Origin of the sequence: Shewanella vaxholmensis (genome assembly GCF_031932135.1) — a bacterium.
Taxonomy (GTDB): Bacteria; Pseudomonadota; Gammaproteobacteria; order Enterobacterales; family Shewanellaceae; genus Shewanella; species Shewanella hafniensis.
On sequence record NZ_JAUOEV010000016.1, the window covers coordinates 40217 to 61187 of the forward strand.

At 45.4% G+C, this 20971-nt stretch carries 20 protein-coding genes; 6 read left to right on the forward strand and 14 right to left on the reverse strand.

The window, feature by feature from the left end; translation table 11 throughout:
- Positions 1–6: 6 nt before the first annotated feature.
- The 8 genes from Q4Q46_RS14195 to Q4Q46_RS14230 all read right to left on the reverse strand — a co-directional run bounded on the left by Q4Q46_RS14195 (position 7) and on the right by Q4Q46_RS14230 (position 8058).
- Positions 7–327: an MSHA biogenesis protein MshK gene (locus Q4Q46_RS14195; RefSeq protein WP_311906277.1), complete on the reverse strand. Its 321-nt coding sequence runs from the start codon at positions 325–327 to the stop codon at positions 7–9.
- A complete protein-coding gene (locus Q4Q46_RS14200; protein WP_311906278.1) occupies positions 314–964 on the reverse strand; it encodes an MSHA biogenesis protein MshJ in 651 nt (216 codons plus the stop codon). The genes Q4Q46_RS14195 and Q4Q46_RS14200 overlap by 14 nt, the downstream gene beginning before the upstream one ends.
- Positions 961–1563, reverse strand: a complete 603-nt coding sequence (locus Q4Q46_RS14205) for a PilN family protein (RefSeq protein WP_311906279.1) — start codon at positions 1561–1563, stop codon at positions 961–963. Before Q4Q46_RS14205 ends, Q4Q46_RS14200 begins: the two co-directional genes overlap by 4 nt.
- Complete coding sequence (locus Q4Q46_RS14210) at positions 1560–2438, reverse strand: MSHA biogenesis protein MshI (protein ID WP_311906280.1); 879 nt, start codon at positions 2436–2438, stop codon at positions 1560–1562. The genes Q4Q46_RS14205 and Q4Q46_RS14210 overlap by 4 nt, the downstream gene beginning before the upstream one ends.
- A 245-nt stretch (positions 2439–2683) precedes the next feature.
- Positions 2684–4627, reverse strand: a complete 1944-nt coding sequence (gene csrD, locus Q4Q46_RS14215; protein WP_311906281.1) for an RNase E specificity factor CsrD — start codon at positions 4625–4627, stop codon at positions 2684–2686.
- Positions 4628–4812: 185 nt separating this feature from the next.
- Positions 4813–6057 (reverse strand): malic enzyme-like NAD(P)-binding protein, encoded by a 1245-nt coding sequence (locus Q4Q46_RS14220; protein WP_311906282.1) that lies wholly within the window; start codon positions 6055–6057, stop codon positions 4813–4815.
- A gap of 536 nt (positions 6058–6593) precedes the next feature.
- Positions 6594–6806, reverse strand: coding sequence for a 50S ribosomal protein L31 (gene rpmE / locus Q4Q46_RS14225; RefSeq protein WP_063883331.1), 213 nt, complete (start codon positions 6804–6806; stop codon positions 6594–6596).
- 181 nt (positions 6807–6987) lie between these two features.
- Positions 6988–8058 (reverse strand): FimV/HubP family polar landmark protein, encoded by a 1071-nt coding sequence (locus Q4Q46_RS14230; RefSeq protein WP_311906283.1) that lies wholly within the window; start codon positions 8056–8058, stop codon positions 6988–6990.
- Positions 8059–8160: 102 nt separating this feature from the next.
- On the opposite strand from Q4Q46_RS14230, the gene priA reads away from it, so the two are divergent.
- The 4 genes from priA (at position 8161) to Q4Q46_RS14250 (ending at position 13516) form a co-directional block, all read left to right on the forward strand.
- Positions 8161–10356, forward strand: a complete 2196-nt coding sequence (gene priA, locus Q4Q46_RS14235) for a primosomal protein N' (protein ID WP_311906284.1) — start codon at positions 8161–8163, stop codon at positions 10354–10356.
- A gap of 134 nt (positions 10357–10490) precedes the next feature.
- Positions 10491–12236 (forward strand): arginine--tRNA ligase, encoded by a 1746-nt coding sequence (gene argS, locus Q4Q46_RS14240; RefSeq protein ID WP_311906285.1) that lies wholly within the window; start codon positions 10491–10493, stop codon positions 12234–12236.
- A gap of 3 nt (positions 12237–12239) precedes the next feature.
- Positions 12240–12956, forward strand: coding sequence for an SPOR domain-containing protein (locus Q4Q46_RS14245; protein ID WP_311901067.1), 717 nt, complete (start codon positions 12240–12242; stop codon positions 12954–12956).
- 335 nt (positions 12957–13291) lie between these two features.
- The gene (locus tag Q4Q46_RS14250) at positions 13292–13516 is read left to right on the forward strand and encodes a hypothetical protein (RefSeq protein WP_006083282.1); all 225 of its coding nucleotides are present in this window, start codon (positions 13292–13294) and stop codon (positions 13514–13516) included.
- Positions 13517–13726: 210 nt separating this feature from the next.
- On the opposite strand, the gene Q4Q46_RS14255 is transcribed toward Q4Q46_RS14250, so the two are convergent.
- Genes Q4Q46_RS14255 through Q4Q46_RS14265 form a run of 3 tightly spaced genes read right to left on the reverse strand, consistent with a single transcriptional unit; the run spans position 13727 to position 16083 of the window.
- Positions 13727–14665, reverse strand: a complete 939-nt coding sequence (locus tag Q4Q46_RS14255; RefSeq protein WP_311906286.1) for an SPFH domain-containing protein — start codon at positions 14663–14665, stop codon at positions 13727–13729.
- Entirely contained in the window at positions 14665–15600 is a 936-nt protein-coding gene (locus tag Q4Q46_RS14260) for an SPFH domain-containing protein (protein WP_012586651.1), read from the reverse strand. The genes Q4Q46_RS14255 and Q4Q46_RS14260 overlap by 1 nt, the downstream gene beginning before the upstream one ends.
- A 12-nt stretch (positions 15601–15612) precedes the next feature.
- Complete coding sequence (locus tag Q4Q46_RS14265) at positions 15613–16083, reverse strand: NfeD family protein (protein ID WP_107946433.1); 471 nt, start codon at positions 16081–16083, stop codon at positions 15613–15615.
- 474 nt (positions 16084–16557) lie between these two features.
- Between Q4Q46_RS14265 and Q4Q46_RS14270 the strand changes: the two genes are divergently transcribed.
- Complete coding sequence (locus tag Q4Q46_RS14270; protein WP_063883325.1) at positions 16558–17310, forward strand: outer membrane protein OmpK; 753 nt, start codon at positions 16558–16560, stop codon at positions 17308–17310.
- A gap of 102 nt (positions 17311–17412) precedes the next feature.
- Here the strand turns inward: Q4Q46_RS14270 and udp are convergent, their stop codons facing one another.
- Positions 17413–18171: a uridine phosphorylase gene (gene udp / locus Q4Q46_RS14275; RefSeq protein ID WP_006083287.1), complete on the reverse strand. Its 759-nt coding sequence runs from the start codon at positions 18169–18171 to the stop codon at positions 17413–17415.
- 413 nt (positions 18172–18584) lie between these two features.
- On the opposite strand from udp, the gene Q4Q46_RS14280 reads away from it, so the two are divergent.
- Positions 18585–18797, forward strand: coding sequence for an HP1242/YdcH family protein (locus Q4Q46_RS14280; protein WP_006083288.1), 213 nt, complete (start codon positions 18585–18587; stop codon positions 18795–18797).
- A 64-nt stretch (positions 18798–18861) separates the two neighbouring features.
- Here Q4Q46_RS14280 and Q4Q46_RS14285 read toward each other — a convergent pair whose 3' ends face one another.
- Both Q4Q46_RS14285 and Q4Q46_RS14290 read right to left on the reverse strand, forming a co-directional pair.
- On the reverse strand, positions 18862–20037 hold the full coding sequence (locus Q4Q46_RS14285) for a type III PLP-dependent enzyme (RefSeq protein WP_006083289.1): 1176 nt from the start codon (positions 20035–20037) through the stop codon (positions 18862–18864).
- Positions 20038–20414: 377 nt separating this feature from the next.
- Positions 20415–20894, reverse strand: a complete 480-nt coding sequence (locus Q4Q46_RS14290; protein WP_311900979.1) for a hypothetical protein — start codon at positions 20892–20894, stop codon at positions 20415–20417.
- Positions 20895–20971: the final 77 nt, after the last annotated feature.

A 20971-nucleotide genomic window follows, 5' to 3' on the forward strand; every position in this document is an offset into this window, starting at 1 on the left:
TATTCCCTATCTCTCTGTTATTGCTTGAAACAATGTCAATTTCCGTCCATCGGACAGCGACACATAAGTGGGGGTGATCTTGACGATACTCTGCCCCTCAATGCTGTCGCCAACAGACAATATTTTGTTATTTATCACAGCATAAGCCGTGTTGCCTGAACTCACTATGCTGTTAAGTACCATTGCCTGAGCCTGCGCTTGGCTCGCATGACCGACCACGGCAAAACCTTTACCAGGCAAGGTAGGGTCGCGCAGTGATTCAGCAGACGCTATAGGGCTGCTGACCAATAACAACACACTGATAATATAAGACTTATTTAGAGACACTGATAAAGTCCTTATTAATGCTCAAGGTATAAAGTTCAATCTCTACTGTCGCTTGGGGATATTCTGCGACTTTATAGTCGAGACGCTTCCAATAAAGTTTATCAGGCATGGCCTCAACGGCTTCCACAAAGCGCAGCACAGAGAAATAATCGCCCTCTAAGCTCATACGAATACCATGGCTATACAGATTGAGTTTCTTCTCTTCACCCACAGCCAACAGAGGAATGGGTGCAATCGACATAAACTTAATTAATTTAATCCCTTGGACTTGTCCCAGTAAATTTCCCAGTAGCTCTGGCATATAGTCTGCCGGCACCATATCCACCATCTGCTCATTGAGCTGGGCATCTAAGGCTTGATTCTGTTGCTCTAACAACACTAAACGCTGTTGGTAATCTTGATTGGGATCCAAGGCTAAACGTTGCTGATACAAGTCAACCTGCTGGGCCGAAATCGCGTTTTCTTGCTCTAAAGCTTTTAGCTGTTGTGACAACGCCAGATGGGTTTTCCATAGGGACTCTAAAGGTAAATAACTCAGCATACCGACCACGGCCAGAATGGCGACTGAGATCAGCACTCGCTCACGGCGACTTAACGCATCAAACTGTTGCCCTAGTTGGGCTAACTTTTGCTTCATTGCGCGGCCTCCTCCTTGTTATCGCTCTTCAAGGTAAAGGCCAAAGGTTTATCTTCACCGCGATCCATGCTCATCGACGAGAAAGCTTGCCCCTTTAAAGTCTGCGTAGTCTTAAGTTTGCCAATCCACTGCGGAATGCTTTGGGGATGATCGGCAAAACCTTCGAACATAAAATCTTGCTCATTAATGACGATATGACTGAGCCACACGCTCGCATCCGACACGACCGCTAAATCTTTAAGTACAGGCGCAAAACCTCGGCTGGTTAGAGAGGCCCTAAGGCTCAATTCACCCATGAGTAACTGCTTCAGCTCTAACTGTTGTGCCGCTAAATCGACTCGCGCAACGAGATCGGCATCGGGTTTACGCGCGGCAATCTGTGCTTCTAATGCCTGTTTTTGGGTATCGAATTGCAGCTTTTGCTGAGCAGCCAATTGCTGAGCCTGTTGCAGCTCACTGACTTGCCAGTAGCTATAACCGCCTAAAGCCGCAAATAGGACCAAAAATCCCGCAGCATAAGTCCCCAAACGTGCAAAGGTTAATCTTTGCTTAGGCGGAAGTAAGGAAGGAGTGTAGAGATTGACTCGGTATTTAATCACTCAGCACCTCTGGAAAATTCGGCAAAGGCTAATCCCGCCATTCGCGCGCCAACACTGCTTTTATCGATAACATTCACAGCTTGATTAAAGTTTGCCGACACTAGCTTAGCTAAAGTATCCACGGCGCCATCGGCAAGGAGCTCAATAGAAGATACTGGAGCTTGTCTTAACTGGCTTTCAAAGTAATCCATAGAGCGCTGAATTTCTAAGCTTAAATTGTCTGCCATGCCATAAGTTAACTCATCGGCTTGGGTCTTATCCAGCTGGGTAAATCCTCGCACACGCCGCTGCATGTACAGCTGACCTTGCTTAACCACAGTCAATAACAACTCTTGCCCTGGAATATGGCTGACCACCAGACGTGCTTGGTTGTCATCACCAAATAAGTTGGTCATGGCTAACTCTTCGATACTGATACCGATAAGTTGTAAATTTTGTTCATGAATGGCCTGTACCATACTCACGAGTTTAGCTTTATCGACCACCACCACATTGATTTTATTACTGGGAATGGGTGACTCGAAATAGTCTAAATGGATTTGCGGCACAGGTAGCGTCACCATGTCTTTAATTGACCACAGCAAGGCTTGGGATAATTCGACAGTATCGACATTGGGTTTATCGGTCAGCAGTAATTGATAAAGCCCTGAAGCCAAAATCAGTTGTAACTGGGCATTAGGGAAGGATTTAGCGACGGCAGCAAACGCCGATGACCAGTGTTCATCTTTAAGCTCAAACGGTAACCACTGCTCAGCACTATCCCCTTGAGCAGGTGCGTAAACCCATAATTTATCGGCACAAACATAAACGCCAAGGCTAGTCGGATCCGTTCTTTTCTGCCAAAAGGCGAGTCGACCTATAAGACTTTTTTCCATAAAGATGCCTGTAACCAACTGAATTTAAAAGCGTGAGTAGTCTCTTATGCTTAAACTTCCTGTTACTCCACTCTCCAGTGTTCCTTGCCCTATGAGCTGCTGTATACCTAATTTAAACGGCAAACGTCATTATTTTGGCACAGGATAGTTTAGCTGCAAATACTCGTATTTTATAGATAAATACGTGAATAATAGGATCTATTTGTCTCTAAGACGACATTAGTCACCCAAATACCACACTTGCCTTACTTAGCCTCTATGGGTTCACTGAAATACATTCCCTGCGCTGCGCCAACACCGAGGATTTGCAGTGTCTGCCATTCTTCGAAGACTTCAACCCCTTCGGCACAGACTTGCACTTCCGTTCGATACAAACCGCCAATCAAGCTACGGATGAATAATTGGTTTTCTGGGCGTAAATGAATATGCCGCACAATCGATCTATGTAGCTTAATTAAATCAAAATGACATTCACGAATATAGTAAGTGCCAACGACCTGCTGGCCCACATGATCGACGCATAATCTCGCGCCCATTTTACGGATCATATCTAATTTAGGCTGCAACTTTTCTTGATGTTGAATAACGATATCTTCCGACACTTCGAAAATCAATCGCGTGGTCAAATGACGATATTCTAACAGCGTCGTTTTTAGCCATTGGGTAAAAGCTCGACTCATTAGCGAATCCAAACTCAGATTAATACTGTATATCTGTGGCGCTGATTGCTTATTTGTTTGAGTATTCGACACGCCGCCCGCTAATTCATTCGACAGTAACAATAATACCCGCTCAATAATTTGCCGTTCGACTTGCGGCATTAAACCACATTTATTCGCCATTGGAATAAACAGTGTGGCACGAATTAGCGCGCCTTGATTATCCCGCGCCCGAGTAAATATCTCTTTATGGTGCTCATTACCATCAGAGTCGATTATCGGCTGGCTAAAGGGGAAGAATCGCCTTTGCACTAACGCATTTTCTAAAAAGCTACGCCAACGCACCGAGCCTTTAGCAAACTCTTCATCAATCGCGCCTTTGTCGTACATAAACCAATTACTATTGCCCTGTAATTGTGCCGCCCTCAAAGCCATATCGGCTTCTTCAATTAACTGCGCCGCATTGTCGCCTGCGGTAAAATAAGCGCATCCGAGGTGGAAAAAGTTATCGCTATTGTCGACTTCGGGTAACGGCTGGCTCAAACATATCTTAAGTAACTTACTGGCGAATTGGTCGGCTTCGATTAACGAGATTTGCGGCACAACTATGGCAAATTGATTGTGGGAACGACGGGCAAAAATACTGTTGGCTTGGGTTTGCAGTAATTGGCTTATCGCGTTAACAGTCGAGTTTAATAACTCTTTGGTTACCGCTTCACCTTGGGATTGCTGCAGTAAATCCAGATCATCCATCTCTAATAAATAAATCACCCCATGGGCGAGCATAGCCTGATTATGACTAAGGGCGTCGAGACGGTTATTTAAGAAAAGTCGATTACCAATGCGCGTTTCCGCATCGAGAAAGGTATTAGAACGAATGAACTTGTCAAAACGACCGCGCTCTTTTTGTGCGTCTTGTAATTCTTCTAACAACTTGGTCAAAGCGCGGTTAATCAGCCTTGGCTTGCCATTTCCGGGAGTCGCGAGTGCTTGCTCGTGCTTACCTTGCAGAATCAATCGACTGCGTAAGGCTAATTCTTCAATGCCATCCAATTGCTGGGAAAACCATAAATAGCCAAAACGCACTAAGGCTGCCACAGCTAACACACCGACCAACAGGATGAGGATTTCATACCAACTAAAAGTGTAATGCTCGAAGGGTTGGGTCAAGGTCAGCTGCATACGCAGACCAGATTTTGGATCTAACACATGGTCATACACCATGGCATTTTGCGTAGTGAGATTGCCTTCATAGGCAAAGATCACTTCATCTTTCAAGGTCAGCCGAAAATCAACAGCATTGTAGGCGAGCAGCATGGGCGGCAGCCAAGCTTCCAAATCCCAATCGGGTTGGTGTTGATATTGGTCCACTAACATAGTTTCGAGTTCGGCGACTTTCTGCTGCTGAAATTTATAGGTCAGCTGCACGAAACTCATCATAGCGCTCAGCAAAAATACGAAGGCGATAGCGGCTAATGACATTAACCAAAAGCTGGTTAATTTTGTAGTTAACATTCGGGTGAATTTCATCTATCCGCTATCCTGCAGGATTATTATAATTATTTGTGCGATTTTAACAGGAGTACAACAAAGTTGTCCGTTGATTATTCAGTAGCATAACCTAAAAGGCAACCAAGACGCTGTGACTTTAATGTCCACTTAAAAACAAAAAAGAGGCTAATTAGCCTCTTTTCGATGTTTTTACCACTTTTAGCCTAGTCGGCGTATTGAGGTAAAGTAGGAATCGCAGCAACACCAGAGTCGATAGCCGCCTGAGCAACCGCACGGGCAACATTAGACAATAAACGTGGGTCCATCGGTTTTGGCAGCACGTATTCAGGGCCAAAACTCAGTGAACTCACATTAGGATAAGCCTTCAACACACTCGCAGGCACAGGCTCTTTTGCCAGTGCAGCAATGGCATGAACCGCGGCGATTTTCATCTCATCGTTAATGCATGACGCACGTACATCCAAGGCGCCACGGAAAATAAACGGGAAACACAATACGTTATTCACTTGGTTTGGATAATCGCTGCGACCGGTACCCATGATCAAATCGCTGCGCGTTGCGTGAGCCAGTGCCGGTTTGATTTCAGGATCTGGGTTAGAACAGGCAAAAATTACTGGCTTATCGGCCATCAACGCAACTTCTTCTGCACCTATCACGTCAGGACCAGATAGACCTAAAAACACGTCTGCGCCTTTAATAACATCAAGAAGCGTGCGTTTGTCTGTATCATTCGCAAATAGCGCTTTATATTCATTAAGATCCGTACGGCCAGAATGAATCACACCTTTAGTGTCTAACATATAAATGTTAGCGCGATTCGCACCACACTTGACCAGCATAGTCATACAAGCAATGGCTGCCGCACCTGCGCCCATACACACAAACGTTGCGTCGCTGATCAACTTGCCTTGAATTTCCAGCGCGTTAATCATACCCGCCGCGGTCACAATTGCGGTGCCGTGTTGATCGTCATGGAATACTGGCACTTTACAACGGGCAATCAATTCACGTTCGATAACAAAGCATTCTGGCGCTTTAATATCTTCAAGATTGATACCACCAAAAGTGTCAGCAATCGCAGCAACTGTATTGATAAATTCTTCAGGCGTATTGTGGGTGATCTCAATATCTGTCGAATCGATATTTGCAAAATGCTTGAATAATAATGCTTTGCCTTCCATCACAGGTTTAGAAGCCAAGGGGCCTAAATTGCCTAAACCTAAGATCGCCGTACCATTGGTAATCACGGCAACCGTATTACCTTTATTGGTATAACGATACGCATTGTCAGGATTAGCCGCGATTTCACGCACAGGCTCAGCCACTCCAGGGCTATAAGCTAGAGCGAGATCGTGACTCGTTTCGGCAGGTTTGGTAAGGCAAACTGCGGTTTTGCCTGGTATTGGAAATTCATGATAATCGAGTGCTTGTTGACGAATATCTGACATTTTAAAATCCTGAAATGCGACATTTATAATTTATGAGAGTAAGGCCTACCAACACACATCTAGTCTCACCAAAGGGTGATGTTAATAGTCTGGCTGGTCGGGGTAAGATACGCCAATAAGGGGGATTTTTAAATAAGAGATTCAGAAATTTCACTTTAGCCTGCAAATATCACCTCTAAGCTTAGTTTTATAAACTTATCTCCTATAATAAAGCTGCATTTCTTAATATATTTTGTAGGAAACAAACATATATTTTGTAGTTATAGCGCTAGTTGTAGCGAGTTAATCTCAAAAATGTTGGTTAAATTACAATATATAACGGCTAGCATATTTATCTTATAGATAATTGCTATAAATAAGTCGAATTACATACTTGAACTCGCAATACTCAGTAAGTTGACGATTAATTGAGTGAAGTCGTACCAGATGGGGGATTTAACATAAGTATTAAGATAGGCGTAAATAAAGCAGTTCAGCAAATGACAGAAAGCAAAAAGGCGCCATAGGCGCCTTTTCTAGAAACATTGCAATCGCAATTATTTCTTTGCAAGCACTGCGAAGCGCTTGTTGAATTTGTCGATACGACCGCCAGTATCAACAACTTTTTGTGTACCAGTGTAGAATGGGTGACAAGCACCACATACGTCTAAATGCAGATCTTTACCAGCAGTAGAGTTTACTTTGATAACGTTACCACAAGTACAGTTTGCAGTGATGATAGCGTATGTTGGGTGGATACCTGGTTTCATTGGGGTTACCTCAAAAGTGTAAGGCCATGTCGCTCTTCCAACCCGTAGTCGGACACCACATGCATGTTAATAACAATATGTTTAGGGCGCAGAATGGTACAGCATACCCACAAGGGATACAAGTAGATTATCTGAGCGTTTGGCGGTTAATCTGCGTCTATTTTGACTTTAGTTCGCCGCTTCATTCTCCCGCCTCTTTAGCTTCAAACATCGCCTGAGCCTCTTTGGCGTTAGCATGCTGTGCCAAAATCATTTTCGAAGGACAGGACAGAGCCGCATTACTCTTGAGTGCGTTGATTTTATTTTTTGAGAACGCCGCAGGATTCGCCTCATAGATCGCCAGCATAGCGCCATAGACACTCACGTCCCAATCGTTGGCATAGCGATTGGCGATTCGCCACAAGGTCTCACCTGCAAGATAAGTTAACTGACAATGTTCAGGTGTCTGCGAAGCGGTTGGGGACGTTTCAGCGGCATTCACTTTGAGTTCGCTATTTGTTGTCTTAACTGCTTCAGTGACTACGACTTCAGACATAACAGGCTCAGGCATCATAGTTTCAGCAGACGTTGCTTTAACGGCAACAGGTTCAGAGTTTTTGGCGGCAGCCTTTACCTCGGCAACCTGGGTATTTTGCTCATCCGCTGCTTCAGGAAATTTAAAGCCAGTCACAACTTCAGCCGCTGGCACTGTGGGCTTAGTATTTACATGAGTATTTACATGAGTATCTATATGAATATTTGCAGCCGTAATAACCGTCGCGGTCTTAGCACCCACCGCTGATGTGGATTCTGCGGCCACTTTTACAGGCTGAACATTCACTTTATCCGCACGCTTTTGCACCAGCGCTGTCGTCGTATTTTTACTGCCCGATGCCGCGCTCATAGATAGCGCAGCCGATGTTGGCTTAGCCTCGCCAAATAGATTGATACTTTTGACCTCGTACCATCGGTCGAGTCGATACTCCCTCACTAAGAGTTTAGCTTTGTCATCCTTTACATCTTCAACACCTGTGAGCAAAACTAAAAAGCGATTAAGCTCCTCAACCATTAACTTTTCTTCGCCGCCAGCTTGCTGCACCACAAACTCTAAGCGCGACATGTCTTGATTGTCCGCAATCACATTCACCCTGAGTTTTGGATAACCACCTAACTCAAACATGCGGCTGTTAACGCTCACATGGGAGACTTGTGCCATGCTCGGTGCGCTACACACTAACGCGAGTAGACCTAATGATTTCACTATATTAGCCATTTATTTACTCTCAACTATCCTTGGTAAACCATCATTAGGGCTAGCCCTAGCCAGCCGCGCTGAGTACACTAAACCACATTCTTGCCTAAGACTTGCCTGCATATGTCATTGTTTGTCGAAGTTGCGTTACCTGTGCCTATGCGGCAAACCTTTAGCTACCGCGTACCCGAAACTTATCCTAGTACACCGCAGATAGGCGTGCGCGTTAAAGTCCCCTTCGGTCGTCAACAATTAATCGGATTAGTCACAGGTATCACTGAGTCTTGCAGCTTAGCGCCTAAACAGATTAAGTCTGTGCTTGAGTTTATCGACGATAAACCTTTGCTGCCTGAATCACTTTATAAATTAACGCTTTGGGCCGCGAGATACTATTTTTGCAGCCAAGGGCAGATGCTAACCCAAGCCTTACCAGTCGCCCTTCGCAAAGGGCTCAATGCCGCGCCACAAAAGATTCAATTCTGGCAATTAACTGAAATAGGCCAAAATATTGCGCCCGAAGCAGTTAAACGCGCACCCGCACAGAAAAAACTACTCGAGTTACTCAAAACCGCCAGCTTAACCCAAGAAGAGGTTATCAGCTTAGACATCAGTAAGGCGGCGCTTAAAGCCCTAGAAGATAAAGGCTGGGTAGCACGTCATGAGAAAGTCGCCGAGCTTAACCTCGACTGGCGCACCACACTCGAAATGGACGAAACGCCACATAAACTCAATAAAGAACAAGCCGTCGCCGTTGCCACTTTAAATCTGCAACAAGGATATCACTGTACTTTATTAGAAGGCATTACCGGTTCGGGTAAGACGGAAGTCTATTTGGCGGTGCTCGAAGAAGTCCTTAAGCAAGGCAAGCAAGCATTAATTTTAGTGCCTGAAATCGGTTTAACGCCCCAAACTATCAATCGCTTTAAGCGCCGTTTCAAAGTCAATGTCGCCATTTTGCATTCAGGGTTAACCGACAATCAGAGACTCGAAGCTTGGCGCCAAGCCCGCTGCGGTCAGGCCGCCATCATTATCGGCACCCGCTCAGCCTTGTTCACACCTATGGCGTATCCCGGCATCATCATACTCGATGAAGAACACGACAGTAGTTTCAAACAACAGGAAGGCGTTGGTTATCATGCCCGCGACTTGGCAGTCATGCGTGGCCATTTAGAAGCGATTCCGGTGATTTTGGGCACAGCGACGCCCTCACTCGAAAGTCTACAAAATGCCTTAAGCGGCCGTTACCATCATTTACAATTGGGTGAACGCGCAGGTGCGGCTAAAAAAGTGCGCCAAGGCATTATCGACATTAAAAATATGCCGCTGAAAGCCGGTATGTCAGTGCCGTTACTGAACGAAATCCGCCTGCATTTAGATGCAGGCAACCAAGTGTTGCTGTTTCTCAATCGCCGCGGCTTTGCACCCGCCCTGCTTTGCCACGAGTGTGGGCACTTACACGAGTGCGACCGCTGCGACGCGTTTTTTACTGTACATCAATCCCTTGGTGAAATTTGCTGCCACCATTGTGGCAATCAATATGCCATCCCTAAGCAATGCCACAAATGCGGCAGCACTATGCTGATGGGCCAAGGTATAGGCACAGAACAACTCGCCGAAGCGCTGCAACAGGAGTTTCCGAAACATCCAGTGGTGCGCATCGACCGCGATACCACTCGCCTAAAAGGCTCATTAGAAACCCACTTAAACGCAATTCATAAGGGCGAATATAAAATCCTCGTCGGCACGCAAATGCTGGCTAAAGGTCATCACTTTCCTGATGTGACGCTGGTTGGGCTACTCGATGTCGATGGCGCCTTATTTAGCGCCGACTTTCGCGCGCCCGAGCGTTTTGGGCAGCTCTATACCCAAGTCGCAGGGCGTGCGGGCCGTGCCAGTAAACCCGGCACGGTATTATTGCAAACTCACCAGAGTGACAATCCTATTTTGCGGGATTTGCTGCACCGCGGTTATGGCGAGTTTGCCCGTAGCCAGTTAAAAGAGCGCCAACAGGCACTGCTGCCGCCAGCATGGCACATGGTGTTGGTACGCGCCGAAGCGCATTTAGCCAGTGATGCCGATAACTTTCTCAACGCCTTCGCCGCGCTCTTGCCGCAAGATAAAGAATTTGAGGTAATTGGTCCTATGCCAGCGCCCTTAGATAAAAAAGCCGGCAAGTTCCGTCGCCAACTGCTATTCCAAGCTAAAAACCGCAACCGTCTGCAGCAAGAGTTTGAACGTATTCATCCGCTTGTAGAACAACTGCTCGAAGCTAAACGCTGCCGATGGAGCTTAGACAGAGATCCGCAGGATCTCCTCTGAGTCGAGTATTTGATAAGTATTTAAGCGCCATTTGATAAAAAATCATCGGGAAGATAGCAATTGTTAACCACAAGCGGCTAAAATATGCGGTTATTCCCTGTATTCACTCTTAAAGTTAGTGCCGATTAGAACCCATGAAATCACATATCCAATCATTACTTGAACAAACTCTAGAATCCTTTAAACAACAAGGTATTGTGCCTGCTGACTTTGAAGCGCGCATTCAGGTAGATCGAACCAAGGATAAGAGCCATGGCGACTTGGCAACCAACTTAGCCATGATGCTAACCAAGGTCGCGGGCAAGAATCCACGCGAATTAGCCCAACTGATCATCGATACCTTACCGGCTTCGGCTTTTGTGGCTAAGGTTGAAATTGCAGGCCCAGGCTTTATCAACTTTTTCATCAACGACAGCGCCTTAGCGGATCAACTACAAAATGCCGTCAACGATGAGCATTTAGGTATTAAATTACCGACACCGCAAACCGTTGTTGTCGATTACTCTTCGCCCAACCTCGCCAAAGAAATGCACGTAGGTCACCTACGTTCAACCATCATTGGCGACAGTGTGGTACGTGCGCTGGAGTTTTTGGGCCATAAGGTTATCCGTCAAAACCATGTGGGCGACTGGGGCACACAATTTGGTATGTTGCTGGCCTATATGGAAGAGCTACGCGCCAAAAATGGCGAAGAAGCTCAACTTGAACTGTCTGATTTAGAAAACTTTTACCGCGCTGCTAAACTGCGTTTCGACGAATCAGCAGAATTCGCGACCCGCGCTCGCCAATTAGTGGTTGAACTGCAATCTGGCGACGAATACTGCAACAAACTGTGGCGCGAATTTAACGACATTTCGTTGAGTCACTGCCATGAAGTCTACGCCCGTTTAGGTGTGAGCCTGACCCGCGCCGACGTGCACGGTGAAAGTGCCTATAACGCCGATCTCGAGCAAGTGGTTAAAGATTTAGATGCCCAAGGCTTATTAACCGAAAGCAACGGTGCCAAAGTAGTGTTTCAAGAAGCCTTCCGCAATAAAGAAGGTGAGCCACTGCCTGTTATCATCCAAAAAGCCGATGGCGGCTACTTGTATGCCACCTCAGATCTGGCGGCAATGCGCTACCGCTCGAACGTGTTAAAAGCCGATCGCGTCCTGTATTTTGTTGACCTACGTCAGGCACTGCATTTCCAACAAGTCTTTAGCCTAGCCAAGCTGGCTAAGTTTGTCCGTGAAGATATGTCATTGGAGCACTTAGGTTTTGGCACTATGAACGGCGAAGATGGCCGTCCATTCAAAACCCGTAGCGGCGGCGTCGTTAAGTTAGTCGACCTGTTAGAAGAAGCAAACGTGCGCGCACTAGAACTCGTTCGCAGCAAAAATCCAGATATGGATGAGAACACGCTGGCTGAAATCGCCCGTGTCGTTGGGATCAGTGCCGTTAAATATGCTGATTTGTCGAAAAACCGTACCAGCGATTACATTTTCAGCTTTGAACAAATGCTCAGCTTCGAAGGCAATACCGCGCCTTACCTGCTGTACGCTTACACCCGTGTTGCGGGCATCTTCAAGCGTGTAACTGATCTGGATTTGAGCCAAGCGAAAATCGTGCTTGAGCATGAAAAAGAGAAAGATCTCGGTAACAAATTAGCACAGTTCGGTGAGATCCTCAGTCGCGTAGTCGATAAAGGTCAACCGCACGTATTGTGCGCTTACCTGTATGAATTAGCGGGTGCTTTCTCAAGCTTCTACGAAGCCTGCCCCGTACTTGCCGCCGATAACGACGCGCAAAAGAATAGCCGTTTATTACTCGCACAATTGACGGCTCGTACGTTACAAAAAGGCCTAAATCTACTCGGTATCGAAACCTTAGAGCGGATGTAAGCCATGAGTAATCGCGATTATGCCAATAGAAGGCCGCAGTCGGGCGCTAAACCGCGCCCAGTCCGCGCGACTCGTCCAACCCGAGCAAAGCCTTCACAATCTAAATCAGCGCCGCGTAAGAAGCTGCCGCTGACGCTGATAGGCTTTGTCATACTCGCTGTGGGTTGTTTCGTCTATTTTCTATGGAGCATTAAAGATAATGCGCCACAAGAAGAAAAGCCGCAGCCAACTCCGGCCAAGAAAACTGAAACTCGAGTGAAGCCGCAAGAAAATGTGGTGCTCACTCCTAAAGTGAAAGAACCCGAGCGTAAAGCCGTCGTTATTCCTGTGGAGAAAGAGGAAGCAGCAGAGCCTGTTGCGCCGCCGAAGAAGGACCCTAACGCTCTGCCGCCTCAACCAAAGGAAGAATGGACCTATCTCAATGAGCTTGAAAACAAGCATGTTGAGGTCGATATTCCCGATGTGGTTGCAACACGAGCGCCAATGCAATATCAATTGCAATGTGCTTCTTTCCGCCAAGAATCACAGGCGAATGAGATGAAAGCTGTCATCGCTTTCCAAGGTTTAGAAGCGCAAGTAAGACAAGTCGAAGGTACGACTGGCGTGTGGTACAAAGTCGCTTTAGGTCCTTATGAACGTAAGCGTGATGCCGAACGTAAGCGTCACACGCTGCAAAATGCAGGGATTAATGGTTGTCAGATTCTGGCTATCCCTAAATAAGGTTTCACCCTTTCTAGGCGTTTTTTAAATACCTAATCACAAAAATAGCGGCCAGCGTTTATCGCTCGTCGCTATTTTTTTATCCGCTACGCTTTAGCTTGCCGCATAACCCTGCATTCGCTCCAAGCTCATCTAGACACGCCCAGTTTTAAACAACCCTATTTTTTAAAGTACTGTTTTGCTAAATCTATAACTGATTATTTATAAACAACAAAACCCTTTATTAATAAAGATTAATATGCAGTTTAATTGACCTAGATCAAACTTAGGCGTATCTCTTAAGTAACAGCAAGACTGTTGTATCTGTGTCAAATCCAACCTTAGGGTGAAGTATTATGAATGCATTAATCGAGATAGAAGCCACCGAATTCAGCCAACTTTTCAAAAGTGGTGACATGCTAGGAATTAGAATGTTTATGGAGCATGTTCGCATGCCGCTGGATGTTCAAGACAAGATTTATGACGAAATTTCTGCGCTTCAGCAATTAGAGCAAAACCAAATTGCCAAGCTCATTGAAACCCACGCCCATTCCCAAATTCATGAACGCCTAGCTTATTAGCCTTCCATTCAATGAAAAATTTATCTATGCCCAACTGCAGCTTCTCGCGGTTCACTCAACAGAAGCTGCATGATCTCCCCATAACTCACAACACATACCGTTATATAAACCGCCACGACACACATCATCCAATTACCGCCAAAAAATAAGGCCAAATACCTGAGTATTTGACCTTAATAAACTAGCTATTTTCAGATGTTAACCAGGGACTTAGCTCGGTTTTTCTTCCGTTAAGCCTATGCTATTCATCCAGTAATCGAAATCCACCATATTACCCGGCAATACCACTCGGCTATTCTTCTGGCTTAAGCCATCGAGCTGTTTAAAGTACTGTTCACCGAGTTGCATCCGCAGGGCATTGTGACCACCCGGCGCGACAATCACAGAGGCGAGACGCTCAATCGATTCCGCCGTCGCGCGGGAAATGGTTAAAATTTCTTCAGCCTTACCTTCGGCTTCGTTAATCCGGCGCTGCATCTCACCTTCAGAGCGGTTTACCGTCTCAGCTTTAACGCCTTCTGAACGATTAATCTTGCTCTGTTTGTCGCCTTCACTCTTAGCCAATAATGCGCGGCGCTCACGCTCAGCATTCACTTGCATTTCCATGGCATTTTTAACCGTTTCAGGCGGCGTGATATTTTTAATCTCATAACGATGCACACGTATGCCCCACATGGCACCCGCTTGATCTAATACCTGCACTACCTTGGCAGAAATCACATCACGCTCTTCAAAGGTACGGTCTAGGTCCAACGTTCCTATGACAGAGCGCGTGGTGGTTTGCGCCAACTGAATAGCCGCGTAGCGATAATCGGTAATACCGTAACTGGCTTTGACTGGGTCGGTCACAGAGATATAAATCACCCCATCCACTTCAACGTTAACTTCGTCGCTCGAAAAACATTCCTGCGGCGGTACGTCGATGGTCTCTTCTTTCAAATCATGAATGAAAGCGACTTTATCCACGAAGGGGATCAAGGTATGGAAACCCGCATCTAAGGTGCTGTGGTACTTACCTAAACGCTCCACAATATAAGCCGACTTAGTGGGAACGAGTCGAATCGATTGGAAAAGCTTAATCACGAAAATGGCAAAGATAAGTCCCCAAATTGCCATCACTATCAAATCTGTATCTAATGGAAGATTCATTATCGCGCTCCTTTGCCACTATTATTTTGGCCACTCACAGTCTGAGTGACTTGCTCCATGCCTTCGAAGAAACCTTCGAGTTTCGCCATTTCAGCGGGGACAACAGAGACCTGTGCATCATTGAGGATCTTGCCAACTTGAGCGATAAACTGTTCTTTCAATAACATATTCATCGCATCTGTGCCGCCATTGACCGCTAACGCCTGCGAGATCATTGCCATACCTTCGGATTTCGCTTTGGCTATGATAGCAATCTCTTGACCTGTACCTTTGGCTTCATTAATCCGTTTCTGTTTTTGACCTTCTGACAGGTTAATCGCCTCTTGGCGCTCACCTTCAGACATATTGATCATCGCCGCTTTTTCCGCATTGGCCAACGTGATTTCGGCGCGTTTGCGACGCTCGGCTTCCATCTGCTTCTCAAGGGTGTGGATCACATGGCGCGAAGGCGTAATATTGCGAATTTCATAGCGCAATACTTTGATCCCCCAAGGTTCTGACGCCTTATCGATTTCCCGCACTATGGATTCATTCAAGCTATCACGCTCGGAGAAGGTCTCACTTAAACTCAGCTTACCTATCTCAGAACGCATTGTGGTTTGGGCTAAATTCACCGCCGCTTTACGATAGTTTTCAATGCCATAACTCGCTAATTTGCCATCCATCACTTTTAAGTAGACTAAACCGTCCACTTCCAGTTGAGTGTTATCTTTAGAGATACAACTCTGTGGCGGCACATCTAATACTTGCTCACGGGTATCGTGACGGTAGGAGACGCGGTCGAAGAAAGGGATCAAAAAATGAAATCCTGGGTTTAATACTGCACGGAATTTCCCCAGACGCTCAATAACATGCACTTCACGCATCGGCACGATAAGCATCAACTTATAGAGAATAAAAAAGATAAATAAAATGACTAAGGTAAATACAAACATAGATTCCATCCTTTAGTTTTTGGAAGCTTCTATTGAAATAGGCTCAACGACTAGAGCGATATTTTCACGACAAATAATTCTGACTTCGGTCCCCGCAGCGATAGTGGTGCCATCGCCCAGCGCTGGCCATTCACTCCCCTGAAATTCCACCCGCCCAGGTGTTTGTCCAGGACCTATGGTCTGCTTTACGCGAACAATTTGATTGTATAGATCGATTGCTTCATCCGTGTTATCCACATGGGAATCACCACCAACGAGCCTTTGAGTCACTTGTCTGAAGGTCAATAACAACACAATGGCCGAGATAAACCACAGGGTCATGCTCTGCACTACGCCTTCGACGAGTCCTATGCCTAACGCGCCAGCCACGACTAAACAAGCCGCGCCCAGCAACACTATGATGCCACCGGGAACCACTATTTCGGCGAGCATAAATACTAGCCCCACCACTGCCCACACTAAAATCGGATTTGAAAACTCCATATTTCCCCCTGAAATGAGAGTGTCCTTGCAGCAACTATAACAGCAGCTTTTCGGATAAGCGACATAATATGTCAAAATTTACGAAGCAAAATGCGCAATCAATCACTTCTGTGTTAGGCCTCATTCTCCCATATCCACACGGCAAAGCCCTTAGGTTGTTTTAAAATTAAGCATAATCAATTCAAAAAGATAGCCAACACCAAAGGAATAACTCATTCAGCCATAGCAAAATCCATTTAAAATCAATTAGCTAAAAACAGATTATCACCATAATGATTATGTGATTTTGACAACAACATTCGATAAAAACTTTGAATAAATGTAAATTTTTGCATATATTGCCCCCACTTTTGTGCCAGTCCTTTGACGTACACTCACGCTAGGTTTGAACTTACCTATCAAACCATGCCATAGGTCAGAGAGCGGATTGAGTAAGACGCGAATTAACTTCCACCTATACAACAGGAAATAACAATGAAAAAAACATGCCTATGCCTAGCACTTATGCTTTCTCCTCAAGCATTTGCGGGTGACTTAGTACAATGGTGGGATTTCAGTGCAACAGCCCTCTATGGCGAAGACTACGATTTAGCGCCATCAGACAAACAAGCCACTATTACCTTAGAAACGGCGGGCGGCTGGAAATACGGTGATTGGTTTGCCTTCCAAGACTTTATCTATTTCAAAGGTAACGACACTGGCATGGAAAGCACCACCTATGGTGAAATTTCGCCACGCTTCAGTGCCAGTAAAATCCTCGGCGAGAAAATCGCCTTTGGTCCAGTAACAGATTTGTCTCTGGCGCTAACCTATGAAGAAGGTGAAGGCCCAGTTCACAGCCTGCTTTACGGTTTAGGCGTTGATGTCGCCGTGCCTTATTTCACTTACCTGAACTTTAATACCTATCGCCGCAATGGCATGAGCACAGGTAACAACAGTGACGGCTGGCAGTTCACCCCAGTATTTCGCATCGACATTCCCGTTGGTTCAGCCAACATAGTGCTCGATGGCTTTATCGACTGGGTATTTGCCACCGACGATAACGGCTACGAGGAGAACTTCCACTTCAACCCACAGCTGAAATACGATCTTGGTAAGAGTCTGTTCGGGGATCATCAAGCCAATAAATTATTGGTGGGTATCGAATACGATTTGTGGACCAACAAATACGGTGTGAAAGGCGTCGATCAAGACACTTACTCTGTGATTGCCCAATACCATTTCTAATCGGTATCGACACTATTTTGAAGTAACAAAAAAGGTGCCATTGGCACCTTTTTTAGTTTGTTCACTCACTTTGCAGGGGAGTGTCGCTTAGCGTAATAAAAATCAGGCTAACAGTTTTTTCGCTGCAGCAACCACGATAGAAACCGCACTGACTTCGGTTTTCTTCATTGTTGCTTCATCAGGAATTTCTTGTTGGGTGCGGTTTACAATCACACCAGCAACACAGGCAGCACGCCAGCCTTGAGTGGCACACATAGTGAATAAGGTGGAAGATTCCATCTCATAGTTCAGTACGCCCATATCTTGCCATTCTTTCATTGAACCCGCGAAACGACGCGTTACACGGCCAGTGACAGTGTCATAACGCTCTTGGCCTGGGTAGAAAGTATCGGAAGAAGCCGTTACGCCAATGTGTGGCTCTACGCCTGCATCGCGACACGCTGCAACCATAGCAGTGGTACATTCAAAGTTTGCAACCGCAGGGAACTCCATAGGTGCAAAGTGTAAGCTTGCGCCATCTAAACGCACTGAAGCTTGAGTCACAATCACATCGCCCACATTCACATGGGGTTGAATTGCACCTGTAGTACCAACGCGCAGGAAGGTATTCACACCTAACTGTGCAAGTTCTTCTACTGCGATAGAAGTCGATGGGCCACCGATACCGGTTGAACACACGACTACTGGCTTACCATCGGCATACGCTAAATAGCTTGTATACTCGCGGTGGCTAGCAAGAAACGTCGCATTGTCCATTAGTTCGGCAATACGTTTTACGCGCTCTGGATCACCTGGAACGATTGCCAAAGTTGCACCATCGAGCATTGCTTTGGTCAAACCTAAATGAAATACATCAGCCATTGTGAAAACCCCTTTCATTTTTGATAATTAAATTCTTATAAAATCGACTTTAACCTAGTATCGAAGCGGTGAAGGTTAACTTGATCACAGAATTATCGGCAAGAAGTAATTGTTTAGTCGTAATCAAATTACCAATCACCCTCACATCTGATCACAAGATAGCAAATTTGCCCGCACTGCGAATGTCAGTCTGATTTATGCCTAACAAAGTGTGAACCAGATCCTAATCACATGCCATAGATAGCGGCAAAGATCGTTTAATAAACTGATTTATAAGAAATTAAAATAAATCATCATTTAGTATTAATCTGAAGCGGGATGAAAGGTGATCTAAATCACGTTTCACTACAGAGTGAAAGGTTAGGGTTAAGACGAAACCAGAAGTGTAATAAATGACGACAAGGAGAATGCCGATGTTTCCAGAGTACAGAGAATTAATTTCCACCTTGAAAACCCAAGATGCTCATTTTCAACGTAAGTTTAACGAGCATAATCAGTTAGACGAGGAAATCAAACAACTGGAAAAACGTGTCGCCAGTGATTTCAACCCGACAGTGAAAGAACTCAAAAGCAGAAAGTTACACCTAAAAGAAGAGATTTATCAGATCCTCAAATCCCACGAGTAATTCCAAACTTCTTTAGCGAACAACAAGGGCGCTTAAGCGCCCTTATTCATGTCAACTTAATCGCTTACAGATAGTAATCTTTCAGCGGTGGGAAACCGTTAAAGCACACTGCCGAATACGTCGTCGTATAAGCGCCAGCGGTTAACCAATACATGCGATCACCAATGGCTAAGTCATTCGGTAAACCATAGCTGTAGTGCTCATACATGATATCGGCACTGTCGCAGGTTGGGCCGGCAATCACGCATTTATCCAGCTCGCCTTGACGATCAGTATAAATCGGGAACTTAATCGCCTCGTCCATCGTTTCAATCAAGCCTGAGAATTTACCCACATCGGTGAACACCCAACGCTCTAACGCTGTGTAGGATTTTTTGCTGATCAGTACCACTTCAGACACTAAAATCCCCGCGTTAGAAATCAACGATCGGCCCGGCTCCAGAATAATTTGCGGTAAATCGTCACCGAAATCTTCCTTCAGGAAGTGAGTGATCTGCTCGGCATACACACCCAATTGATTGGTTTTATCAATATAGTTAGCAGGGAAACCGCCGCCCATGTTGATCATCTTCAGGGTGATATTGTGCTCATCACGCAGACGGTCAAAAATGCTTTTCACTTTACCTATGGCAGAATCCCAAGCACCGATATCACGTTGCTGAGAACCCACATGGAAAGAAATACCAAAAGGTTCTAAGCCCAATTCCTGCGCCAATACTAATAGCTCATAGGCCATTTCGTTTTGGCAGCCGAATTTACGCGATAATGGCCAATCAGCCGTGTCTGTACCTTCGGTCAAAATGCGCACGTAAATACGCGATCCCGGTGCTTCTTCAGCGATCATTCGCAGATCGGCTTCTGAGTCGGATGCATACATACGCACGCCGCGCTCATAAAATGCACGTACATCTTGACGCTTTTTAATGGTATTGCCGTAGCTGACTCGGTCGGTTGTCACGCCGACATTCATGACCATATCTAGCTCATAAATCGAGGCAATATCAAAGTTTGACCCTTTATCTTTAAGTAAAGATAAGATCTCGGCCGCGGGGTTTGCCTTAACTGCATAATAAACGTTGGCGTAAGGAAAACTATTAACCATGTCATCGTATTGTTTCGCTATGATACTGGTATCAATCACTACGAACGGGGTTGCTTTGTCTTTGGCAAACGCTTCAATACGCTTGAATGTGTCCATGTCATAATAGTCAGCAACATCAATAGATTGAAATTGGCTCATTGGGCCAGAGTCTCCTTTGGGTCAGGTAGATAAAAGTGAGTGTAATGTCTTAAAAAACGTGCGCAGTAAACGATATTTTATCGCTTTACGCAACGAATTTTTATGCTGAATTTATAACTTTTTATTCCACAATGTTTTAAGGGGCTAAACCATCAAAAAAAGCCTCTATAAAACAAATAATTATGCACACAAACCCTAAGGTAAATTTGTGTGCATTAGCAGAATAAAAAGTGAATTTTTTACGACGTTATCGCAAAGGAGATGGATAGACTGGCTCAAGCCAACATTTCCATCCCAAAGCGATAAGCTTGACGGGCGAGCGCACCACGAAAGAAGGCTAATGTGATGCTTTAAAATAGGTCAGTTAAATTGAATCGTTACTGCGGCTGATTCAGTTTTGCGAGTGCTTGGCCCAAGGCTTCACTGGAATCAAAATAGGCGATATCTAAAATATTACGCTGATTGAGCAATATCATAGTGGCCATATCTTTGGTATCGGGTAATAAGCGACTGATCTCACCTTCCCTATCTAATCCAATCGCAAAGGGTAAATCTTGCATTTGTGGCACAGCAACAAACTTAGCAATCAAAGAAGGCATGCCACTGATATCCGCGACATAAACTAACCTAGCAGGCATTTGAGTCGTACTCAGAGGCGTGAGTGCTTCTTTAATCACATCGCCGCCTTTCATGCTGCGGCTAAAGAGTAAAACTTGAGTTTCATCTGTCACACTTATCGTTTGATCATTTTGATCGAGAAGTGAAATAGGATTAATCGCATCGCCCGCAACATAACTCGCAGCATACGCCCACATGGGGGTTAATAGACAAGACAGACATAACAACAGCGTTTTCATAAACACTCGACTCCATTATTGGATAGGCGGACAGCATACCTGACTCCCCCTATCGACTCATTAAACCAACCGCGATT

Coding starts and splice junctions, on each gene's coding strand:
- Q4Q46_RS14290 (WP_311900979.1), bottom strand. CDS start 20,894: ATGAAAACGCTGTTGTTATGTCTGTCTTGTCTATTAACCCCCATGTGG.
- Q4Q46_RS14265 (WP_107946433.1), bottom strand. CDS start 16,083: ATGGAGTTTTCAAATCCGATTTTAGTGTGGGCAGTGGTGGGGCTAGTA.
- udp (WP_006083287.1), bottom strand. CDS start 18,171: ATGGCTGATGTATTTCATTTAGGTTTGACCAAAGCAATGCTCGATGGT.
- csrD (WP_311906281.1), bottom strand. CDS start 4,627: ATGAAATTCACCCGAATGTTAACTACAAAATTAACCAGCTTTTGGTTA.
- priA (WP_311906284.1), top strand. CDS start 8,161: ATGTCATTGTTTGTCGAAGTTGCGTTACCTGTGCCTATGCGGCAAACC.
- rpmE (WP_063883331.1), bottom strand. CDS start 6,806: ATGAAACCAGGTATCCACCCAACATACGCTATCATCACTGCAAACTGT.
- Q4Q46_RS14255 (WP_311906286.1), bottom strand. CDS start 14,665: ATGAATCTTCCATTAGATACAGATTTGATAGTGATGGCAATTTGGGGA.
- Q4Q46_RS14260 (WP_012586651.1), bottom strand. CDS start 15,600: ATGTTTGTATTTACCTTAGTCATTTTATTTATCTTTTTTATTCTCTAT.
- argS (WP_311906285.1), top strand. CDS start 10,491: ATGAAATCACATATCCAATCATTACTTGAACAAACTCTAGAATCCTTT.
- Q4Q46_RS14280 (WP_006083288.1), top strand. CDS start 18,585: ATGTTTCCAGAGTACAGAGAATTAATTTCCACCTTGAAAACCCAAGAT.
- Q4Q46_RS14245 (WP_311901067.1), top strand. CDS start 12,240: ATGAGTAATCGCGATTATGCCAATAGAAGGCCGCAGTCGGGCGCTAAA.
- Q4Q46_RS14210 (WP_311906280.1), bottom strand. CDS start 2,438: ATGGAAAAAAGTCTTATAGGTCGACTCGCCTTTTGGCAGAAAAGAACG.
- Q4Q46_RS14250 (WP_006083282.1), top strand. CDS start 13,292: ATGAATGCATTAATCGAGATAGAAGCCACCGAATTCAGCCAACTTTTC.
- Q4Q46_RS14285 (WP_006083289.1), bottom strand. CDS start 20,037: ATGAGCCAATTTCAATCTATTGATGTTGCTGACTATTATGACATGGAC.
- Q4Q46_RS14220 (WP_311906282.1), bottom strand. CDS start 6,057: ATGTCAGATATTCGTCAACAAGCACTCGATTATCATGAATTTCCAATA.
- Q4Q46_RS14200 (WP_311906278.1), bottom strand. CDS start 964: ATGAAGCAAAAGTTAGCCCAACTAGGGCAACAGTTTGATGCGTTAAGT.
- Q4Q46_RS14230 (WP_311906283.1), bottom strand. CDS start 8,058: ATGGCTAATATAGTGAAATCATTAGGTCTACTCGCGTTAGTGTGTAGC.
- Q4Q46_RS14270 (WP_063883325.1), top strand. CDS start 16,558: ATGAAAAAAACATGCCTATGCCTAGCACTTATGCTTTCTCCTCAAGCA.